General features: G+C 72.8%; 16 protein-coding genes. 13 read left to right on the top strand and 3 right to left on the bottom strand.

What is annotated here, in order from left to right:
* Positions 1–13 precede the first annotated feature (13 nt).
* On the bottom strand, positions 14–1,321 hold the full coding sequence (locus ACIA8O_RS31185; RefSeq protein WP_396297338.1) for a cytochrome P450: 1,308 nt from the start codon (positions 1,319–1,321) through the stop codon (positions 14–16).
* 225 nt (positions 1,322–1,546) lie between these two features.
* Between ACIA8O_RS31185 and ACIA8O_RS31180 the strand changes: the two genes are divergently transcribed.
* From ACIA8O_RS31180 to ACIA8O_RS31170, 3 genes are all read left to right on the top strand, one after another.
* Positions 1,547–3,118, top strand: coding sequence for a Re/Si-specific NAD(P)(+) transhydrogenase subunit alpha (locus ACIA8O_RS31180; protein ID WP_396297337.1), 1,572 nt, complete (start codon positions 1,547–1,549; stop codon positions 3,116–3,118).
* Between the two features lie 5 nt (positions 3,119–3,123).
* Positions 3,124–4,563: a Re/Si-specific NAD(P)(+) transhydrogenase subunit beta gene (gene pntB, locus ACIA8O_RS31175; protein ID WP_396297336.1), complete on the top strand. Its 1,440-nt coding sequence runs from the start codon at positions 3,124–3,126 to the stop codon at positions 4,561–4,563.
* 229 nt (positions 4,564–4,792) lie between these two features.
* A complete protein-coding gene (locus ACIA8O_RS31170; RefSeq protein WP_396297335.1) occupies positions 4,793–4,945 on the top strand; it encodes a hypothetical protein in 153 nt (50 codons plus the stop codon).
* Between the two features lie 97 nt (positions 4,946–5,042).
* On the opposite strand, the gene ACIA8O_RS31165 is transcribed toward ACIA8O_RS31170, so the two are convergent.
* A complete protein-coding gene (locus ACIA8O_RS31165) occupies positions 5,043–5,474 on the bottom strand; it encodes a hypothetical protein (RefSeq protein WP_396297334.1) in 432 nt (143 codons plus the stop codon).
* A gap of 261 nt (positions 5,475–5,735) precedes the next feature.
* On the opposite strand from ACIA8O_RS31165, the gene ACIA8O_RS31160 reads away from it, so the two are divergent.
* The 8 genes from ACIA8O_RS31160 (at position 5,736) to ACIA8O_RS31125 (ending at position 12,330) form a co-directional block, all read left to right on the top strand.
* Positions 5,736–6,485, top strand: coding sequence for a 2,3-dihydro-2,3-dihydroxybenzoate dehydrogenase (locus tag ACIA8O_RS31160; RefSeq protein WP_396297333.1), 750 nt, complete (start codon positions 5,736–5,738; stop codon positions 6,483–6,485).
* Between the two features lie 79 nt (positions 6,486–6,564).
* Positions 6,565–7,764, top strand: a complete 1,200-nt coding sequence (locus ACIA8O_RS31155) for an isochorismate synthase (RefSeq protein ID WP_396297332.1) — start codon at positions 6,565–6,567, stop codon at positions 7,762–7,764.
* Positions 7,761–9,413: a (2,3-dihydroxybenzoyl)adenylate synthase gene (locus tag ACIA8O_RS31150; RefSeq protein WP_396297331.1), complete on the top strand. Its 1,653-nt coding sequence runs from the start codon at positions 7,761–7,763 to the stop codon at positions 9,411–9,413. The genes ACIA8O_RS31155 and ACIA8O_RS31150 overlap by 4 nt, the downstream gene beginning before the upstream one ends.
* Positions 9,414–9,427: 14 nt before the next feature.
* Positions 9,428–10,063: an isochorismatase family protein gene (locus ACIA8O_RS31145; RefSeq protein ID WP_396297330.1), complete on the top strand. Its 636-nt coding sequence runs from the start codon at positions 9,428–9,430 to the stop codon at positions 10,061–10,063.
* A complete protein-coding gene (locus ACIA8O_RS31140; RefSeq protein ID WP_396297329.1) occupies positions 10,060–10,575 on the top strand; it encodes a GNAT family N-acetyltransferase in 516 nt (171 codons plus the stop codon). The genes ACIA8O_RS31145 and ACIA8O_RS31140 overlap by 4 nt, the downstream gene beginning before the upstream one ends.
* A gap of 205 nt (positions 10,576–10,780) precedes the next feature.
* Positions 10,781–11,110 carry a cyclic-phosphate processing receiver domain-containing protein gene (locus tag ACIA8O_RS31135; protein WP_396297328.1) on the top strand — a complete coding sequence of 110 codons (330 nt, stop codon included), beginning with the start codon at positions 10,781–10,783 and terminating at the stop codon, positions 11,108–11,110.
* 76 nt (positions 11,111–11,186) lie between these two features.
* Positions 11,187–11,612, top strand: coding sequence for a hypothetical protein (locus ACIA8O_RS31130; RefSeq protein WP_396297327.1), 426 nt, complete (start codon positions 11,187–11,189; stop codon positions 11,610–11,612).
* Between the two features lie 148 nt (positions 11,613–11,760).
* Positions 11,761–12,330 carry an RICIN domain-containing protein gene (locus tag ACIA8O_RS31125; RefSeq protein ID WP_396297326.1) on the top strand — a complete coding sequence of 190 codons (570 nt, stop codon included), beginning with the start codon at positions 11,761–11,763 and terminating at the stop codon, positions 12,328–12,330.
* 67 nt (positions 12,331–12,397) lie between these two features.
* Here the strand turns inward: ACIA8O_RS31125 and ACIA8O_RS31120 are convergent, their stop codons facing one another.
* Entirely contained in the window at positions 12,398–13,750 is a 1,353-nt protein-coding gene (locus tag ACIA8O_RS31120) for an ABC transporter substrate-binding protein (protein WP_396297325.1), read from the bottom strand.
* Between the two features lie 204 nt (positions 13,751–13,954).
* Between ACIA8O_RS31120 and ACIA8O_RS31115 the strand changes: the two genes are divergently transcribed.
* Positions 13,955–16,306 (top strand): hypothetical protein, encoded by a 2,352-nt coding sequence (locus tag ACIA8O_RS31115; RefSeq protein ID WP_396297324.1) that lies wholly within the window; start codon positions 13,955–13,957, stop codon positions 16,304–16,306.
* 451 nt (positions 16,307–16,757) lie between these two features.
* Complete coding sequence (locus ACIA8O_RS31110) at positions 16,758–17,276, top strand: hypothetical protein (protein WP_396297323.1); 519 nt, start codon at positions 16,758–16,760, stop codon at positions 17,274–17,276.
* Positions 17,277–17,278: the final 2 nt, after the last annotated feature.

The following is a 17,278-nucleotide window of genomic DNA, read 5'->3' as shown; positions in this document are numbered from 1 at the left end:
AACCACAGGAGAATCAACAGGCCTGCACCGGAAGGGACTTGAGCCCGTTCTGGAAGTTGGAGACCAGCCGGACCGGCTCTCCCGCCACCTCCAGTTCCGGCAGGGCGGTGGCGACCTCCCGCACCAGGGCGCGCATCTGGACCCGGGCCAGTTGCGCGCCCAGGCAGAAGTGCGGGCCGTCGCCGAAGCTGACGTGGTCGTTCCCGTCCCGGTCCGGGTGGAAGCGGTCGGGGTCCGGGAAGACGGCCGGGTCGCGGTTGGCGGCGGCGTGGTAGACGACGACCTTGTCGCCGCGCCGCAGCAACTGCCCGCCCAGTTCCGCCTCCTGTGTGACGGTGCGCCGGAAGTCGATCACCGGCGGCCAGTACCGCAGCATCTCCTCGACCACGGCGGGGGTCCGCGAGGGATCGGCCCGCAGGCGCCGGTACTCCTCCGGGTGGGAGAGCAGGGAGAGCAGCCCGCCCGGCACCCCGTTGCGCAGCGTCTCGTTCCCGGCCACCGCGAAGAGGAAGAAGGTGGTCTCGAACTCCTCCTCCGTCAGCCCGCCCTCCACCATCCGCGCCAGGATGCTCCCGGCGGCCGGCCGCCGTGCCAGGCCGTGCGCGTACGCGAACATGTCGGCGAGCGCCGCCCGCGAGCGCGGGTTGACGGGCCGTCCGTCCGGGCGGACCAGGTCCTCCGCGCGCGGACGGACGGCCAGCGCGGCGCGCCCCAGTCCGCTCAGACCTGACGGAGCCGGGGCCGCTTCGGACTGGTCGGAGTCCTGGTAGCCGATCACCCGGTCGGCCCAGCCGGCCAGCAGCCCGCGGTCCTCCTCGGGCACGCCCATGATCCGGGCCAGCGTCCAGACCGGCAGGTCCGCCGCCAGTCGGACGAGGTCGAGGGAGCCCTCGGCGAGGAGCGGCCGGGCCGCGCGCACCACCGCCGCCGCGCGCTCCTCGATGCCGGCCGTCAACTCCCGTACCGCGCGCGGGGTGAAGGCGGCGGCGACGATGCGGCGCAGCCGGGAGTGGTCGGGCGGGTCCTGGTTGAGCATCATCGTGCGGGCGAAGGCCAGCTCGGCGGCGGTGTCGGGGTCGCGGATCTGGGTGGCGCCCAGGTGCGAGGAGTACGTCGCGGGGGTGCGCAGGACGTGCCGGACGTCGGCGTGGCGGAGCACCGCCCAGTAGCCGGGGCCGGCCGGCCAGTCCCCCACCGCCGGTTCCTCGACCCGGCGGACGGGGGTGGTCTCCCGGAGTTCGCGCAGGAGCGCGTAGGGCACTCCTTCGGCGTAGGTGGCGGGGAGGAAGATCCGGTTCACCTGTTCCTGGTCCAGGGGCACGGGGCCTGACGCTACGGCAGATCCGTCGATTGGTGAAGCACGTCACGGCTGTGCCCGGTCCCCAACACGGGCCCGGACGTGTAGGTTCCTGCCTCCAAGGGACACTCCGCGGACCACTCCGCCGGCGTGCCCCGTCGACTGCTGCGCCCGCGTCGAACACCGTCGAACACCCTTGTGCACCACTCCCCTTTCAGCGGCTCCATCCGACGAGAGAGAACACGAGAGATGTCTGCAGACGACTCCGCGCACCACCCTCCCCAGAGCATCGGCGTGGTAGCCGAGTCGACCTCCGGGGAGACCCGGGTCGCGGCGACCCCGTCCACGGTGCGCGGCCTGCTCGCGCTCGGCTACCAGGTCGTCGTCGAGTCCGGCGCCGGCACGGCCTCCGGGTTCACCGACGACGCGTACGCCGAGGCGGGTGCGGCCGTCGGCGACGCCTGGGCGGCCGAGGTGGTGCTGAAGGTGAACGCCCCCTCCGACGTGGAGATCGCCCGGCTGCGCAAGGGGGCCACCCTGGTCGGGATGCTGGCCCCGGCCCAGCGGCCGGAGCTGCTGGAGGCGCTGGCGGAGCGTCAGGTGACCGCGCTGGCGCTGGAGGCGGTGCCCCGGATCTCCCGGGCGCAGTCGATGGACGTGCTCAGCTCGATGGCGAACATCGCCGGCTACCGGGCGGTGATCGAGGCCGCGCACGTCTTCGGGCGGTTCTTCACCGGCCAGGTGACGGCGGCGGGCAAGGTGCCGCCGGCCAAGGTGCTGGTGGCGGGGGCGGGCGTGGCCGGGCTGGCCGCGATCGGTGCCGCCTCCAGCCTGGGCGCCATCGTCCGGGCGACCGACCCGCGGCCGGAGGTGGCCGACCAGGTGAAGTCGCTGGGCGGCGAGTACCTGCCGGTGGAGGTGGAGCAGGAGGCGAGCACCGACGGCTACGCCAAGGCGACCTCGGCCGACTACGACCGGGCCGCCGCCGAGCTGTACCACGCGCAGGCCCAGGACGTGGACATCGTGGTGACCACCGCGCTGATCCCCGGGCGCCCGGCGCCGCGGCTGCTGACGGCCCGTGACGTGGCGGCGATGAAGCCGGGCAGCGTCATCGTGGACATGGCCGCCTCGCAGGGCGGGAACGTCGAGGGCACGGTGGCCGGCCGCACGGTGGTGACGGAGAACGGCGTCACCATCATCGGCTACACCGACCTGGCCTCCCGGCTGCCCGCGCAGGCCTCGCAGTTGTACGGCACCAACCTGGTCAACCTGCTGAAGCTGCTCACCCCCGGCAAGGACGGCCGCCTGGCGGTCGACTTCGAGGACGTGGTCCAGCGGGCCGTCACCGTGGTCCGCGAGGGCGAGATCACCTGGCCGCCGCCGCCCGTCGCGGTCTCGGCCGCCCCGGCCGCCCAGGCCAAGGCCGCGCCGGTGGCGGCCGCGGAGCCGAAGGCGTCGAAGCTGACCCCGGCGGTGCGCTTCGGGCTGATCGGCCTCGGGATGGCCGCGGTGTTCGCCCTGGTGGCCTTCGCCCCGGCCCAACTGGGCCGGAACTTCACGGTGTTCTCGCTCGCCGTGGTGATCGGCTACTACGTCATCGGCAAGGTGCACCACGCGCTGCACACCCCGCTGATGTCGGTGACCAACGCGATCTCCGGGATCGTGGTGGTCGGCGCCCTGCTCCAGGTCGGGCACGAGAGCGTGCTGGTCACCGTGCTCTCGGCGGTGGCGATCCTGCTCACCAGCATCAACGTCTTCGGCGGTTTCGCCGTGACCCGTCGCATGCTCGGCATGTTCTCCTCCTCCCCCGAAAGGCGTTGAGCCCGATGACCTCCTTGACGGCCGCGAACGCCGCGGACCTGGTCGCCGCCCTGCTGTTCATCCTCAGCCTGGCGGGGCTCTCGCAGCACCGCACCGCCCGGGCCGGCGTCGCGTACGGCATCGCCGGCATGGCCCTCGCCCTGGCCGCCACCGTGATCGTGGCCTCCCGTTCGATCAACGCCGGGGCCGTGACCCTGATCGTGGTCGCGATGGCGGTCGGCGGGGCGATCGGCCTCTGGCGGGCCAAGCGGGTCGAGATGACCGAGATGCCCGAACTCATCGCCGTGCTGCACAGCTTCGTCGGCCTGGCCGCGGTGCTGGTCGGCTGGAACAGCTACCTGGAGGTGGAGGCGCACGGCGCGGCGCAGACCGCCGTCGGCGCGGACCTGCTGGGCATCCACCACGCCGAGGTGTTCATCGGCATCTTCATCGGCGCCGTCACCTTCACCGGTTCGATCGTCGCCTTCCTCAAGCTCTCCGCCCGGATCAACTCCCGCCCGCTGATGCTGCCGGGCAAGAACGTGCTCAACCTCGGCGCGCTCGGCGCCTTCGTCGGCCTCACGGTCTGGTTCACCGTCAGCCCGGGCCTGGGCCTGATGATCGCGGTCACCGTGCTGGCGCTGGCGCTCGGCTGGCACCTGGTGGCCTCGATCGGCGGCGGCGACATGCCGGTGGTCGTCTCGATGCTCAACAGCTACTCCGGCTGGGCGGCCGCGGCGGCGGGCTTCCTGCTCGACAACAACCTGCTGATCGTGACCGGGGCACTGGTCGGCTCCTCCGGTGCCTACCTCTCCTACATCATGTGCAAGGCCATGAACCGCTCCTTCGTCTCCGTCATCGCGGGCGGCTTCGGCGTCGAGGCGGCGGCCTCCGGCGGCGGCGAGGAGGAGGGCGAGCACCGCGAGGTGCAGGCCGCCGAGGCGGCCGAACTCCTCGCCGACGCCCGCTCGGTGATCATCACCCCCGGCTACGGCATGGCCGTCGCCCAGGCCCAGCACCCGGTGGCGGAGCTGACCCGCCGGCTGCGCGAGCGCGGCATCGAGGTCCGCTTCGGCGTCCACCCGGTGGCCGGCCGCCTGCCCGGGCACATGAACGTGCTGCTGGCCGAGGCCAAGGTGCCGTACGACATCGTCCTGGAGATGGACGAGATCAACGAGGACTTCGCGCAGACCGACGTCGTCCTGGTCATCGGCGCCAACGACACCGTCAACCCGGCCGCCGAGGAGGACCCCACCAGCCCGATCGCGGGCATGCCGGTGCTCCGGGTCTGGGAGGCGGGCGAGGTCATCGTCTTCAAGCGCTCGATGGCCTCCGGCTACGCGGGCGTGCAGAACCCGCTGTTCTTCCGCGAGAACAGCAGCATGCTCTTCGGCGACGCCAAGCAGAGCGTCGACCAGATCCTGGTCGCCCTCGACGCCCTCACCCCGGCCGGTGCCGGCCGCTGACCGCGCGTTCCCCCGTCCGCCCCTGCCGGGTCCCGGCAGGGGCGGACTGCATTCCGATTGTTCATGCGCAAGTCCTTTTCCCTTCGATACAGAGTCACATACGGCACCCGGGCTGATAATTGAAGGCAGCACGGCCCAGGATGGTGTAGAATCAGAAGCACAGCAGGCGATCCGGGGGAACCGGCATCGAGGTGATGCCAACGGACGCCGCTGGTCCTTGGGGGACGACATGACCTACAACCTCGCCACCGCTCAGGCCACCATCGACATGCGCCTGCAGGAGGCCCGCAGCTTCCGGCTCGCCCGCGCGCTCAAGCTCCGTGAACGCGCCAAGCGCACCAACGAGCGCGCCCGTCAGGCACTGACCAGCGTGAACGCATGAGCACCCCGATCCACGACGGGCCGTCACCAGCACCAAGGTGACGGCCCGTCCGCCGTTTCCGGCACCCGCACCTGGCAAGTGACCTGACGAAGCGCCACTAGCCGTGGCCGCGGTGCACGCAGTACAGCCGGCCGTCGAGCTCGGCCAGCGCCGGGTGGGAGCCACTGTGGTGCGCGGTGAACTTCCTGTCCGTGCTCCAGCCCTTCTCGGGCTCGAAGACCGTCCACCACAGACTGCTGTCCCCCGTCGGGCCCAGCGGGATCGGGATGAGCATCCCCGGAGCGATCCACGGCGAGACCAGCTTGCACCCGCTCGGGGTTCCGGCGGCCTTGATCCACAGCGCCCTGATCTTGCAGTAGATCTTGATGAAGGAGGAGATCGGCGCCAGTGGCGGGAACTTGGAGACCACCGTGCCGGTCAGGTCGGTGATCTGCGCGGCGAGCTTGGCGGCCTCCGCGTTCAGGTACACCTCGAAGCCCCACCAGGGGGTGACCGCGTAGACCTCCACCCCCTGCGCGGCCAGCCGCACCCGCTCACCGACTGACCACAGAGTGATCGCCCACCCGTGACGGGGAGACGGGCGAGGAGGACGTACGAACGGTCGGCGCCGCGGACCGCACCGACCGGCGCCCGCCCCTGACGGCGGATCAGGCCACGTCACACCCCGTCCGCCCCGATCACCCGAAAACAGTTCGGTTAGGCTAACCTAACTGCTGCGCCCGACCAGTGGACCGGCTTGCCCCGCCCTGCCCGTGCGCCGAAGCACCACCACCGGGAGAGGGACAGCGGCATGGCCGAGGACATACGTGAACTGGACGGCAGGATCGCCCTGGTGACGGGGGCCGCGCGGGGGATCGGCGCGGCCGTCGCCCGGGCGCTCGCCGACCGGGGCGCCCGGGTGGTGGCCACCGACATCCGCACCCCGCACGACGACGTGACCTACCTGGACGTCACCGACGGCGCCGCCGTCGAGGCGATGGTCGACCGGGTCGAGCGGGAGACCGGGCCGATCTCCATCCTGGTGAACGTGGCCGGCATCCTGCGCCCCGCCCCGGTGGTCGAACTCACCGACGAGGACTGGGCGGAGACCTTCGCGGTCAACACCACCGGCGTCTTCCACACCTGCCGGGCCGTCGGCCGCCGGATGGCCGCCCGCGGCTCCGGCTCGGTGGTCACCGTCGGGTCCAACGCGGCCGGGGTGCCCCGTACCAGGATGGCCGCCTACGCCGCCTCCAAGGCCGCCGCCGCGATGTTCACCAAGGTGCTCGGGCTGGAGCTGGGCCGGGACGGCGTGCGGTGCAACCTGGTCTCCCCCGGCTCCACCTACACCGAGATGCAGCGCCAGTTCTGGACCGACGAGCAGAGCGAGCGCCGCGTGCTCGACGGCGACCCGGACAACTACCGGGTCGGCATCCCGCTCGGCCGGATCGGCGCCGCCGAGGACGTCGCGGAGGCCGTCGCCTTCCTGGTCAGCGACCGCGCCCGGCAGATCACCATGCACGACCTGTACGTCGACGGCGGCGCCACGCTGCGGGCCTGACACGGCGTCACCCCACCGCACGTCCCATCCCCTCCCCGCCTCCGGCACCGAAGCCGCGCCGGACGAAGAACGGAGCAGCATGACCACGGCCTACCAGGCCCCCGCCGCCACCGAGCCCGCCGCCGCCCCCTCCCCGAGCGGCCTGCTGGCCGGTTACCGCCCGGGCCCGGAGCAGGCGTTCCTCGCCGGCCCGCACTCCACCCTGCTGGCCCGCGGCGCGCTGCGCCACGTGACCGATCCGGCCGAGGCCCCCGAGGCGCTGCGGGAGGCCCGCCGCGCCCTGGGCGGCACCCCGCTGCTGGTCGGCGCGATCCCCTTCGCCCCCGGCCGCCCGGCCCGTCTGTTCGTACCCGCCGAGGTGCACCGGGGCGGCCCGGCCGCCGAGGACCCGGCCTTCCTGCTCCCGGCCCGGCGCGGTACCGCCGCCACCGGCCCGGCCTGGGCCCAACGCCCGGTCCCCGAGGGGCCGTTGTACGCGGAGGCGGTGGCCGAGGCGGTCCGCCGGATGCGGGCCGGGACCGGTCCGTCCAAGGTGGTGCTGGCCCGGACGCTGGAGCTGACCGCGCCCGGCGGGGCCGACCTGCCCGCGATGCTGGCCCGGCTGATCCACCGCGACCCGGGCGGCCACACCTTCGCCGTCCCGGCCGGGGGCTCCGCGACGCTGGTCGGCGCCAGCCCGGAGCTGCTGGTCTCCCGCCGGGGCCGCACCGTGGTCTCCAACCCGCTGGCCGGCTCCGCCGCCCGCAGCACCGACCTGGCCGAGGACATCCGCCGGGCCGCCGCCCTGCTGGACTCGCCCAAGGACCTGGCCGAGCACGCCTTCGTCACCGACGCGATCCGCCGGGTGCTGGAGCCGTACTGCGAGGAGCTGACCGTCCCTCAGCAGCCCACCCTGGTGCGGACGGCCGCGATGTGGCACCTGTCCACCACCATCACCGCCACTCTGCGCGACCCGTCCGTCTCCGCCCTGGAGCTGGCGCTCGCACTGCACCCCACCCCGGCGATCTGCGGCACCCCGACCGACCGGGCGCGGGAGCTGATCTCCGAGCTGGAGCCCTTCGACCGCGGCCTGTACACCGGCGCGGTCGGCTGGGGCGACGCGGACGGGGACGGCGAGTGGGTGGTGACCCTGCGGTGCGCCGAGGCCGAGGGGGACCGGCTGCGCCTGTTCGCGGGGGCCGGTGTGGTGGAGGCCTCCGACCCGGCGGCCGAACTCGCCGAGACCACCGCCAAGTTCGGCACCTTCCTGCACGCCGTCGGCCTGGGGGACGCCACGTGACCGGCACCGGGGACGACACCGACCTGCTCGGCTCCTGGCCGGCCGACACCACCGCCCGCTACCGGGCGGCCGGGTACTGGACCGGCGAGCGGCTGGACGGGATGATCCGCCGCCACGCCGGCAACCGCCCCGGCCGGATCGCCCTCACCGACGGCGAACGGCACTGGAGCTACGCGGAGTTGGACCGCCGGGCGGACCGGATCGCCAGCGGCCTGCTCGCCCGCGGCTTCCGTCCGGGTGACCGGGTGGTGCTCCAGCTCCCCAACACCGCCGAGTTCTTCGAGGTCTTCTTCGGCCTGCTGCGGGCCGGGGTGGTGCCGGTGATGGCGCTGCCCGCGCACCGCCGCGCCGAGCTGACCTACTTCTGCGAGTTCGCCGGGGCCAGGGCGCTCTTCGTGCCGGAGCGTCACGCCGGGTACGACCACCGGCAGTTGGCCTCCGAGGTGCTGGCCGCCCTGGCCGAGCCGATCGAGGTCTTCGTGGTCGGCGAGCCCGGCCCGCACCTGCCCCTGGACGAGCTGCGCGCCGAGCGGCCACGGCCGGTGGCCGACCCGCCCGCCGCCACCGCGCTCGCCTTCCTCCAGCTCTCCGGCGGCTCCACCGGCCTGCCCAAGCTGATCCCCCGGGCCCACGACGACTACCTCTACAGCGTCCGCGAGTCGGCCCGGATCTGCGGGCTGGGCCCCTCCTCGGTCTACCTGTGCGCCCTGCCCGCCGCGCACAACTTCCCGCTCAGCTCGCCGGGTTCGCTCGGCACCTTCTTCGCCGGGGGCCGGGTGGTGCTCGCCCCTGACCCGAGCCCGGGCACCGCGCTGGCCCTGATCGCGCGCGAGCGGGTCACCCTCACGGGCGTGGTGCCGCCGGTCGCGCTGGCCTGGGCGGACGCCGCCCCGCAGGCCGGGCACGACCTCTCCAGCCTGGAGCTGCTCCAGGTCGGCGGGGCCAAGCTCAGCGAGGAGGCCGCCCGCCGCCTCGGCCCGGCGCTCGGCTGCCGGCTCCAGCAGGTCTTCGGCATGGCCGAGGGGCTGGTCAACTACACCCGCCCCGAGGACGACGAGCTCACCGTCCTGACCACCCAGGGCCGCCCGATCAGCGACCTCGACGACGAGGTGCGGATCGTCGACGACCAGGACCGCGACCTGCCCGACGGCAGCACCGGCCACCTGCTCACCCGCGGGCCGTACACCATCCGCGGCTACTGGCGGGCGCCCGAGCACAACGCCCGCTCCTTCACCGCCGACGGCTTCTACCGCACCGGCGACCTGGTCCGCCGCACCCCCACCGGCCACCTGGTGGTGGAGGGCCGGGCCAAGGACCAGATCAACCGGGGCGGCGAGAAGGTCGCCGCCGAGGAGGTGGAGAACGTGCTGCTCGGCCACCCGGCCGTGCACGACGCCTCGGTGGTCGCGGTGCCCGACGAGTACCTGGGCGAGCGGACCCTGGCGTACGTGATCCTGCGTCAGGGGGCGGACGCCCCCCGCCCGGCCCTGCTGCGCGCCTTCGTCCGGGCGGCCGGGCTGGCCGACTACAAGGTGCCGGACCGGATCGAGTTCGTCGACGCCTTCCCGCAGACCGGGATCGGCAAGGTCAGCAAGAAGGACCTGCGCTCCACCGCCGCCCCGTGGTCTCCGGCCGACGCCCCCGAGTGAGGACCCTCCCCGCCATGGCACTTCCCACCATCGCCCCCTACCCGCTGCCCGGCCCGCGGGACGTCCCGGCACCCCGGGTGCCCTGGACCGTCGACCCGGCCCGGGCCGCCGTGCTGGTCCACGACCTCCAGCACCACTTCCTCTCCCGCTTCGCCCCGGAGGCCGAGCCGCTCGCCCCGGCCCTGGCCAACACCGCCCGGCTGCTCGGCCTCGCCCGGGCGGCCGGGGTGCCGGTGCTCCACTCGCACCAGCGCGGCGGCCAGAGCCGCGAACAGCGCGGCCTGCAGTACGACTTCTGGGGCCCCGGCATGCCGGACGACCCGGTCGCGCTCGCCTCGCCCGAGGCCGTCGCGCCGCGGCCCGGGGACGGGCACGTGACCAAGTGGAAGTACAGCGCCTTCGCCCGCACGGACCTGGCCGAGCAGCTGGCCGCGGCCGGACGGGACCAGCTGGTGATCGTCGGCGTCTACGCCCACATCGGCGTCCAGATGACCGCGGCCGACGCCTGGAGCCACGACCTCCAGGCCTTCGTGGTGGCCGACGCCACCGCCGACTTCGGCCGGGAGCAGCACCTGGGCGCGCTCGCCTGGATCGCCGGCCGGTGCGGCGTGGTCACCACCACCGAGCAGCTCGCGGCGGCCCTGCGATGACCGCCCTCGCCGCCCCGGTCCGGCCTGCCGCCCCCGCCGCCCTGCGGCCGCGTCCCCGGCGCGCCGTCCCGGCCGACGCGGGCCAGCTCTACGCCCTCTCCCGGCCCTTCATGCGGACCGGCGAGCTGCGCCTGCGCACCCCGCGCGAGTACCGGCTGACGGCAGCTCAGTTCCTGCTGCTGACCGGCCCCGACGGCTCCACCGTGGACGGCTGCGCGGCGCTGCGGACGCTCCCGCCCGAGCCGGGCCGGCCGGCCACCGGTGTCCTGCACAACCTCTGCGTGCGGCCCGGCCGCCAGGGCGCGGGCCTGGGCAGCGCCCTGGTCGCCGCCGTCCTCGCCGAGGCCCGGCGGATCGGCCTGCACACGGTCTGCACCGCCACCACCGGCTCCGGCCTGCTCTTCGAGCGGCACGGCTTCACCGAGGTCCCGCCCGCGCTCGCCCCCTCCGCCTGGACCGGCACGCTGGACCCGGCCCGGGGTTCCCGCACCTACCTGCACGCCCCGCGCTGACGGAACCGACGCTGGACGGGGGATGACGTCCGTCATCCCCCGTCCGTCAACTCCCCTACGGCCCTACCGTGAACGCCATGACGAACACGGGGAACTGGGGCCTGGTCAGCGTCGACCGCGGCTGACCGCCCATCAGGCGCCCGCCCCGTCCACGTCCAGGGGAAATGCGCTCGTGGGACACCACGGGGTCTGGAAGGATTCCGCCATGAACGACACCCGCGCGCCCATCGTCCTCGGCATCGACGACCTGCGGCCGCTCCCCCGGGCCACCCGGATCGCCCGCACCAGCCGCGAGGGCGTCCGGCTGCTGGAGGAGCACCGCGAGGTGTACGTGGACGAGCTCTGGCTGGACCACGACCTCGGCGGCGAGGACGACATCATGCCGGTGGTGACGCTGCTGGAGGAGGCCGCCTTCCACGGCCGTCCGTTCCGGATCGGCACGGTCCACGTCCACAGCGCCAACCCGATCGGCGCGCAGACCGTGGTCCGCTCGTTGGAGCGCTGGGGCTATCCCGTACGCCGCTCCACCGCCTGAGCGGTCGTCGGACGAGGCGCCACCGCAGGGCGAAAGCGTTCGCCCTGTCCCGGGCCGCCGCGCTAGCCTGCGGCGCATGCCGCTGACCCAACTCGTCCTCAACTCCGGCCGCACCGTGGAGCTCCACTCCGTCACGCTCTCCTCCACCTACGGCGGGTTCCTGGAGGGCTACCCCTGTGGCCGCGTCAACGACCTGAAGCTGGCCGGGCTGCGCAGGCAGGCCGTGACCGGCGGGCGCCCCGGGTACCTGGTCGAGCCGCCGCGCGAGCTCACGGGCGATCCGGGCCGCGCGTTCGGGCCGGTGGAGCTGCTGCCCGCCGTCACCTGCGTCGGCCGCTTCACCTCCGAGCCGGTCGACCCGGAGCTGCCCCGGTACCTGCACGAGTCCGGACTGACCGTGATCTGGTTCCAGCCCACCCCTGAGCTCCCGTCAGGAACGGCGGCCGTCCCGGGTCTGCTGGACGTCCCGTGGGACGAGTTCGCCCGGGACGAGGAGCTCTAGCGGTCCCGGGACCAAGCCGGGACTCCGGCCTCATGTGCGGTGTTTATCCCGCTCATACCTTGGAGGAGGCAGTCGGGGGGACGGCCGAAGAGCCTCCCCCCGGCTGCCGGTCAAGGAAGCACGCGCGACGAAACGTTGTGAGGCACAGATGACCAGACTCCGGATCGGCCTCGGCATCGCGGCCGGCTTGAGCTCCCTCTCCATCGCCATGGTGGGCGGCACCACCGCGGAGGCGGCGGTCGCCCCGGCGCCCCCGGTCGTGGGCAGTTCCGCCCCGTCGGGCCTGGCCGCCACCCAGTACCGCACCACGGCCCTGACCAGCGGCTACAACAACCGGTGCCTGGACGCCGACCTCAACACCATCAACTACAACGGCACCAAGGTCCAGCTCTGGGACTGCAACGGCTGGTCGAACCAGACCTGGATCTGGACCCCGGTCTCCGGCCAGCCGGTCGGCTACTACTGGATCCAGACCGAGAAGAACTACAAGTGCCTGGACGCCGACCTCGGCACCATCGGGGGCAACGGCACCAAGGTCCAGCTCTGGGACTGCAACGGCTGGGACAACCAGATCTGGATCTGGGACGGTCAGACGCTGCAGACCAAGAAGAACGCCCGCGTCCTCGACGCGGACCTCAACACCATCCAGTACAACGGCACCAAGGTCCAGCTCTGGGACCGCAACGGCTGGTCCAACCAGCGGTGGATCTGGCACTGACACCAGGCCGGCACCACGCGGCGGCGGACTCCTCCTCACCGGGGCGTCCGCCGCCTTCGGCACGGGTTCACCTGACCAGCTTGCGCCCCGACTGCTGGGCGAGCTGGTCGGCCGCCTTGCGCAGCACCTCGGCCGGGTCGGCACCCTTGAGCAGCACCTTGGTCTGGGCGTCCGTCACCACCTTGAGGGCGCGGGCGTAGTCGGAGGTGTAGTTGAAGGCCGGGGAGGGGGCCTTGAGCGCCTCCAGGAAGACCTCGCCCTTGCGCTGCTCGCGGAAGAAGGGGGAGGTGGTGTGGAACACCGGGTCCTCGTAGGCCTTGAGCAGGGCGGGGGCGATGCCCTTGCCGCGGTAGATGGCGACCTGGGACTCGGGGCGGGTGAGCACGTACTCGATGAAGGTCCAGGCGGCGGCCTGCTGCTTGCTGCTCCCGTTGATCGCCAGGTGGGTGGAGTTGACGGTGGCGGCGGTGGAGCCGCCGCGCCGCATGGCCGGGGGCAGCCGGACCGCCCACTTGCCGGCCTCCTCGGGGACGGTCTCCTCGATCACGCCGCCGAACCAGGTGGGCCAGGGCAGCACGGCGGCGGTGCCCTGCTTGATGGAGCCGATCAGGGCGGTCCAGCCGCCGGCCAGGTCGGAGACCAGCCCGGCGTCGTTCATCCTCTTGATGACGGTCATCGCCTTGACGGCCTCGGGCGAGTCCAGCGTGATGGCGCCGTCGAGGTTGAAGTAGAAGGCGCCCTGGAGCTGGAGCAGCAGCTGGAAGAAGTTGGCGGCGTCGGCCTGCGAGGCGGGCTTGTCGATGCCCAGCAGGTACTTGCCGGTCCTGGACTTGATCTTCTTGCCGGCCTCGATCGCGTCGTCCCAGGTGTCCAGCGCGTTCGGGTCCACCCCGGCCTGCTCGAAGACGTCCGCGCGGTACCAGAAGCCGCCCGAATTCGCCTCCCAGGGAAGGGCGTTGACGCGCCCCTGGGGGGCGACGGTGGCCCACAGGCCCTGGGCGAACGCCTCCTTGTGGCGGGAGGCGCCGAGCGGGCCGAGGTCGGCCAGGCCGATCGGGAACTTCTCCACGTAGCTCGGCAGGTAGTCCACGCCGATGTGCAGGACGTCGGCCAGGCCGGCGCCGCCGGCCGCCATGCCGGTGTTGATCTTCTCCCAGATGGCCGGGTTGCCGATGTCCTGGACGGTGACCTTGATGTCCGGGTAGACCGCGTTGAACGCCGGCACCAGCGCCTTGAGTTGGGCGGCGGGGCCCTGCCAGCTCCAGACCGAGATGTCGCCCTTGGTGGCGGAGCCGGGATCGTCCGCGCTCGCGGCGGGCTTCGGGGTACCGGTGCCGGCACAGGCCGCCACACCGGACAGACCGAGGCCCACGGCGAGCGTTCCCCCGGCCCGCAGCACTTCGCGACGGCTTATGTCCATGTCAGAACCCCTTGACCACTTGCTCGGAGCCGGCTCCGTTGCCGACGGGGCAGGAGGCTAGCAACCTTGCAAAGTTGCTTGCAAGGTATTCATGGAAGCTTTCTGACGTATATGGCATCGCAATGTTGCAAAACTAGGGGAAGTCCTATCCGGACTGCTAGCGTCCGCCCATCGCCTTCCGCCCCCTCAGACCGGAGCTCCCGCATGCGCCCCACCCGGCCCGCGCGCCTGACCGTGCTCACCGCGCTCTCCCTGCTGGCGACCCTCGCGCCGCTGACCGCGACCGCCCCCACCGCGGCCGCCGCCACCCCGCCGCCCGCCCTGGCCAACCCCGGCTTCGAACAGGGCGCCACCGCCTGGAACTTCACCGCCGGCACCGGCACCGCCACCAACAACCCGCGCACCGGCGCCCGGCTCGCCTACCTGGACGCGGGCACGGGCAAGAAGATCTGGCAGACCGTCACCCCCAGCACGGCCGGCACCCTGGACTTCACCGCCTGGATCGCCACCGGCGGCGCGGGCGGCAGCTTCACCGTCCGGGTGAACGGGGCCACGGCCGGCACCGTGGCCCTGCCCGGCAACGCCGCCTACACCCGTTACACCGTGCCCCGGGTGGCCGTGAAGGCCGGCGACAGCGTGGAGGTCGCCTTCGGGTCCGGCACCGCCTGGGTCAACGTCGACGACGTCGCCGCCCACCGCAGCGCCCCGCTCACGGTCACCAACCCCGGCTTCGAACTCGGCACCACCGCCTGGAACTTCACCGCCGGCACCGGCACCGCCACCAACAACCCGCACTTCGGCACCCGGCTCGCCTACCTGGACGCGGGCGCGGGCAAGAAGATCTGGCAGACCGTCACCCCGATAGCCGACGGCAGCTTCGACGTCACCGCCTGGATCGCCACCGGCGGCACCGGTGCCTCCTTCACCGTCCGGGTGAACGGCGCCACCGCCGGCACCGTCGCCCTGCCCAGCCGCTCCACCTACGCCCGCTACACCGTCAGCCGGGTGCCCGTGAAGGCCGGGGACAGCGTGGAGATCGCCTTCGAGTCCGGCACCGCCTGGGTCAACGTCGACGACCTGATGCTCTCCCCCGCCGCCCCGGCCGACCCGGTGGTCACCTCCTCCGACCCCAAGGCGGCCGCCCTCTTCGACTGGGCCAAGCGCAAGGCCAACAGCTGGGTCCAGGTGCCCGGCACCAACGGCCCGCTCAACGTGGACGAGAACCACCCCTCCGGCGCGGGCAGTGCCACCTACGAGGCCTCCTACTGGGCCGGCTACGCCCACCGCAGCGCCTACTACTCCCGCGACATGGCCCACCAGGTGGCCGGCGCCTCGGTCCTCGGCCTCAACGACGAGAACCTCACCATGCTCCGCGCCTTCGCCGCCTCGGCCACCCCGGAGCACAAGTACTACCCGGTCTGGGCGCTCAACTTCGACAACCGGACCTACCTGTCCATCGACTACACCAACCCGGACTCCTTCGTCCGCGAGGTCCCCGCCGCCTTCGAACTGGTCGAGAAGGCCGACAAGGCCTACCGCTGGAGCGGCGACCCCTCCTACGTCGACGACACGGCCCTGTGGGACTTCTACCGGCACGCCACCAAGGAGTTCGTCGAGCTGCACGACTCCGCCAAGCCGAACGGCGTGGCCGAGGGCACCGGGCTCGGCATCTTCTCCGGCTCCGCCAGCTACGAGGAGCTCGGCGACGACCACTTCGCCGAGGCCGGCGACTCCATCGGCTCCCAGTACCAGGCCTTCCTGGCGATGGCCGCGCTGGCCGGGAGCAAGGGCGACTCCGCGCTCGCCGCGCAGTACGCCCAGAAGGCCGCCGACCTCAAGGGCTACTTCAACTCCACCTGGAGCGGCGCGGGTTCGGGCGCGGCGATGGTCCGCGGCTACTCCACCTCCGGCACGGCCTCGACCGGCTGGGGCAAGGAGAACAGCTGGTTCATGCCGATGAAGAGGATCACCGCGCCGGGCACCCGCAACGACGCCTACCTCGACTACGTCGACCAGCAGGCGAGCGGCGCCGGCAAGCCCGCCAACATCGAGGCGATCACCTACCTGCCCGACACCTACTTCGCCTACAACCGCAACGACACCGCATGGAAGTGGATGCAGTACGTCTACGACCGCCGCGACGACAAGCACCCCGTCGCCGCCCAGGGCAACAACGGCGACTACCCCGAGGTCTCCTTCACCTTGGTCAGCCAGACCGTCGAGGGCCTGATGGGCGTCGAGCCCAACGCCCCCGCCCGCACCCTGGCCACCGCCTCCCACCTGCCCACCGGCATGGGCTGGCTGCAGGTCTCCGACCTGTGCCTGGGCGCCAACTCCCTGACCCTGCGCCACGACGGCGCCACGAAGTCCACCCTCACCAACACCGCCGGCCCCGACACCTACACCTGGGAGGCCCGCTTCCCCGGCACCGTCTCCACCATCACCGTGAACGGCGTCGCCAAGCCCGTCTCCACCAGGACCGTCGACGGCACCACCTACAGCTACGCCACGGTCACCGTCGCCCCCGGCACCACCGCGACCGCCCAGGCCTCCTGACGCCCCCTCACCAACGAGGCCGGTGACGCCCCCCGACGAACGGAGGGGGCGCACCGGCCTCCCCGGTGACGGACCGACCCTCAACGGCCGCCACCAGCACGCCGCCCACGGCACCCCGACCGGCCGACACTCCCATGTGACGGCCGGGTGCGGCGGGGCCCGCGACGACAATCGAACGCTATCAAACTCAAACCACCAGACTCAAACATCCGGCGGAAGACGGGCCGCCCCCGGACGCTGCCGCCGCCGCTGCCGCGAGGTCCTCCGCCCGCAGCAGCCGGTGCCGCGCCCCACCCGATCTGACGCCCCATCACGCCGTCATCCCCACGGACGCCTGCGGGCCTCCGGCCCGTCATGTGGCGGCCATCCGCGCGGGCTAGTTTCGCGCGCTGTGGACGTGCCGGGCACCCGGCGGTGCGCCCGGTGCCCACGCTGCCGACGGAGGAACACCATGAGCAACGACGAGCCGGTCCGGCGGGACGCGGTCCAGGCGGCGAGACGCACCGCCGTGGCGTCCGAGAGCGGCGGGAGCGGTGCCGGTCAGGGATTCCAGGTCAATCCGGAGCAGTACCGCGCGGCGGTCTCCCCCCTCCTCGCCGCCGCCGAGCAAGTCCGGGCGCTGTACGCCGGGTTGAGCGCCTTCCTGCCGCCGGCCGAGGCGACCAACCCCTGGGGCAACGACGACTCCGGGAAGAAGTTCGCCGAGGGCGACGAGGGCTACCTCAAGTTCAGCAAGGACACCCTCGAGGTCGTCAAGAGCCTGCCCGACGCACTCAAGGGCATCGCCGAGGGCATGAAGGCGATGGCCGAGGGCTACGACGGAGCGGAGGAGGGGATCGTCTCCACCTTGGAGACCCTGGACGCGACCGAAATCGCGATACCCGCGGCACCGGCCCTGCAGGACGCCCCGGTGAACAACCCCGTGCACATCCCGGCGACCGCGCGGACCTCGCAGAGCGGAAGGCACTGACC

Origin of the sequence: Kitasatospora sp. NPDC051853 (genome assembly GCF_044452665.1) — a bacterium.
Taxonomy (GTDB): domain Bacteria; phylum Actinomycetota; class Actinomycetes; order Streptomycetales; family Streptomycetaceae; genus Kitasatospora.
The sequence above is the reverse complement of the archived record's forward strand: the minus strand, read 5'-3'. Positions and strand labels throughout refer to the sequence as shown.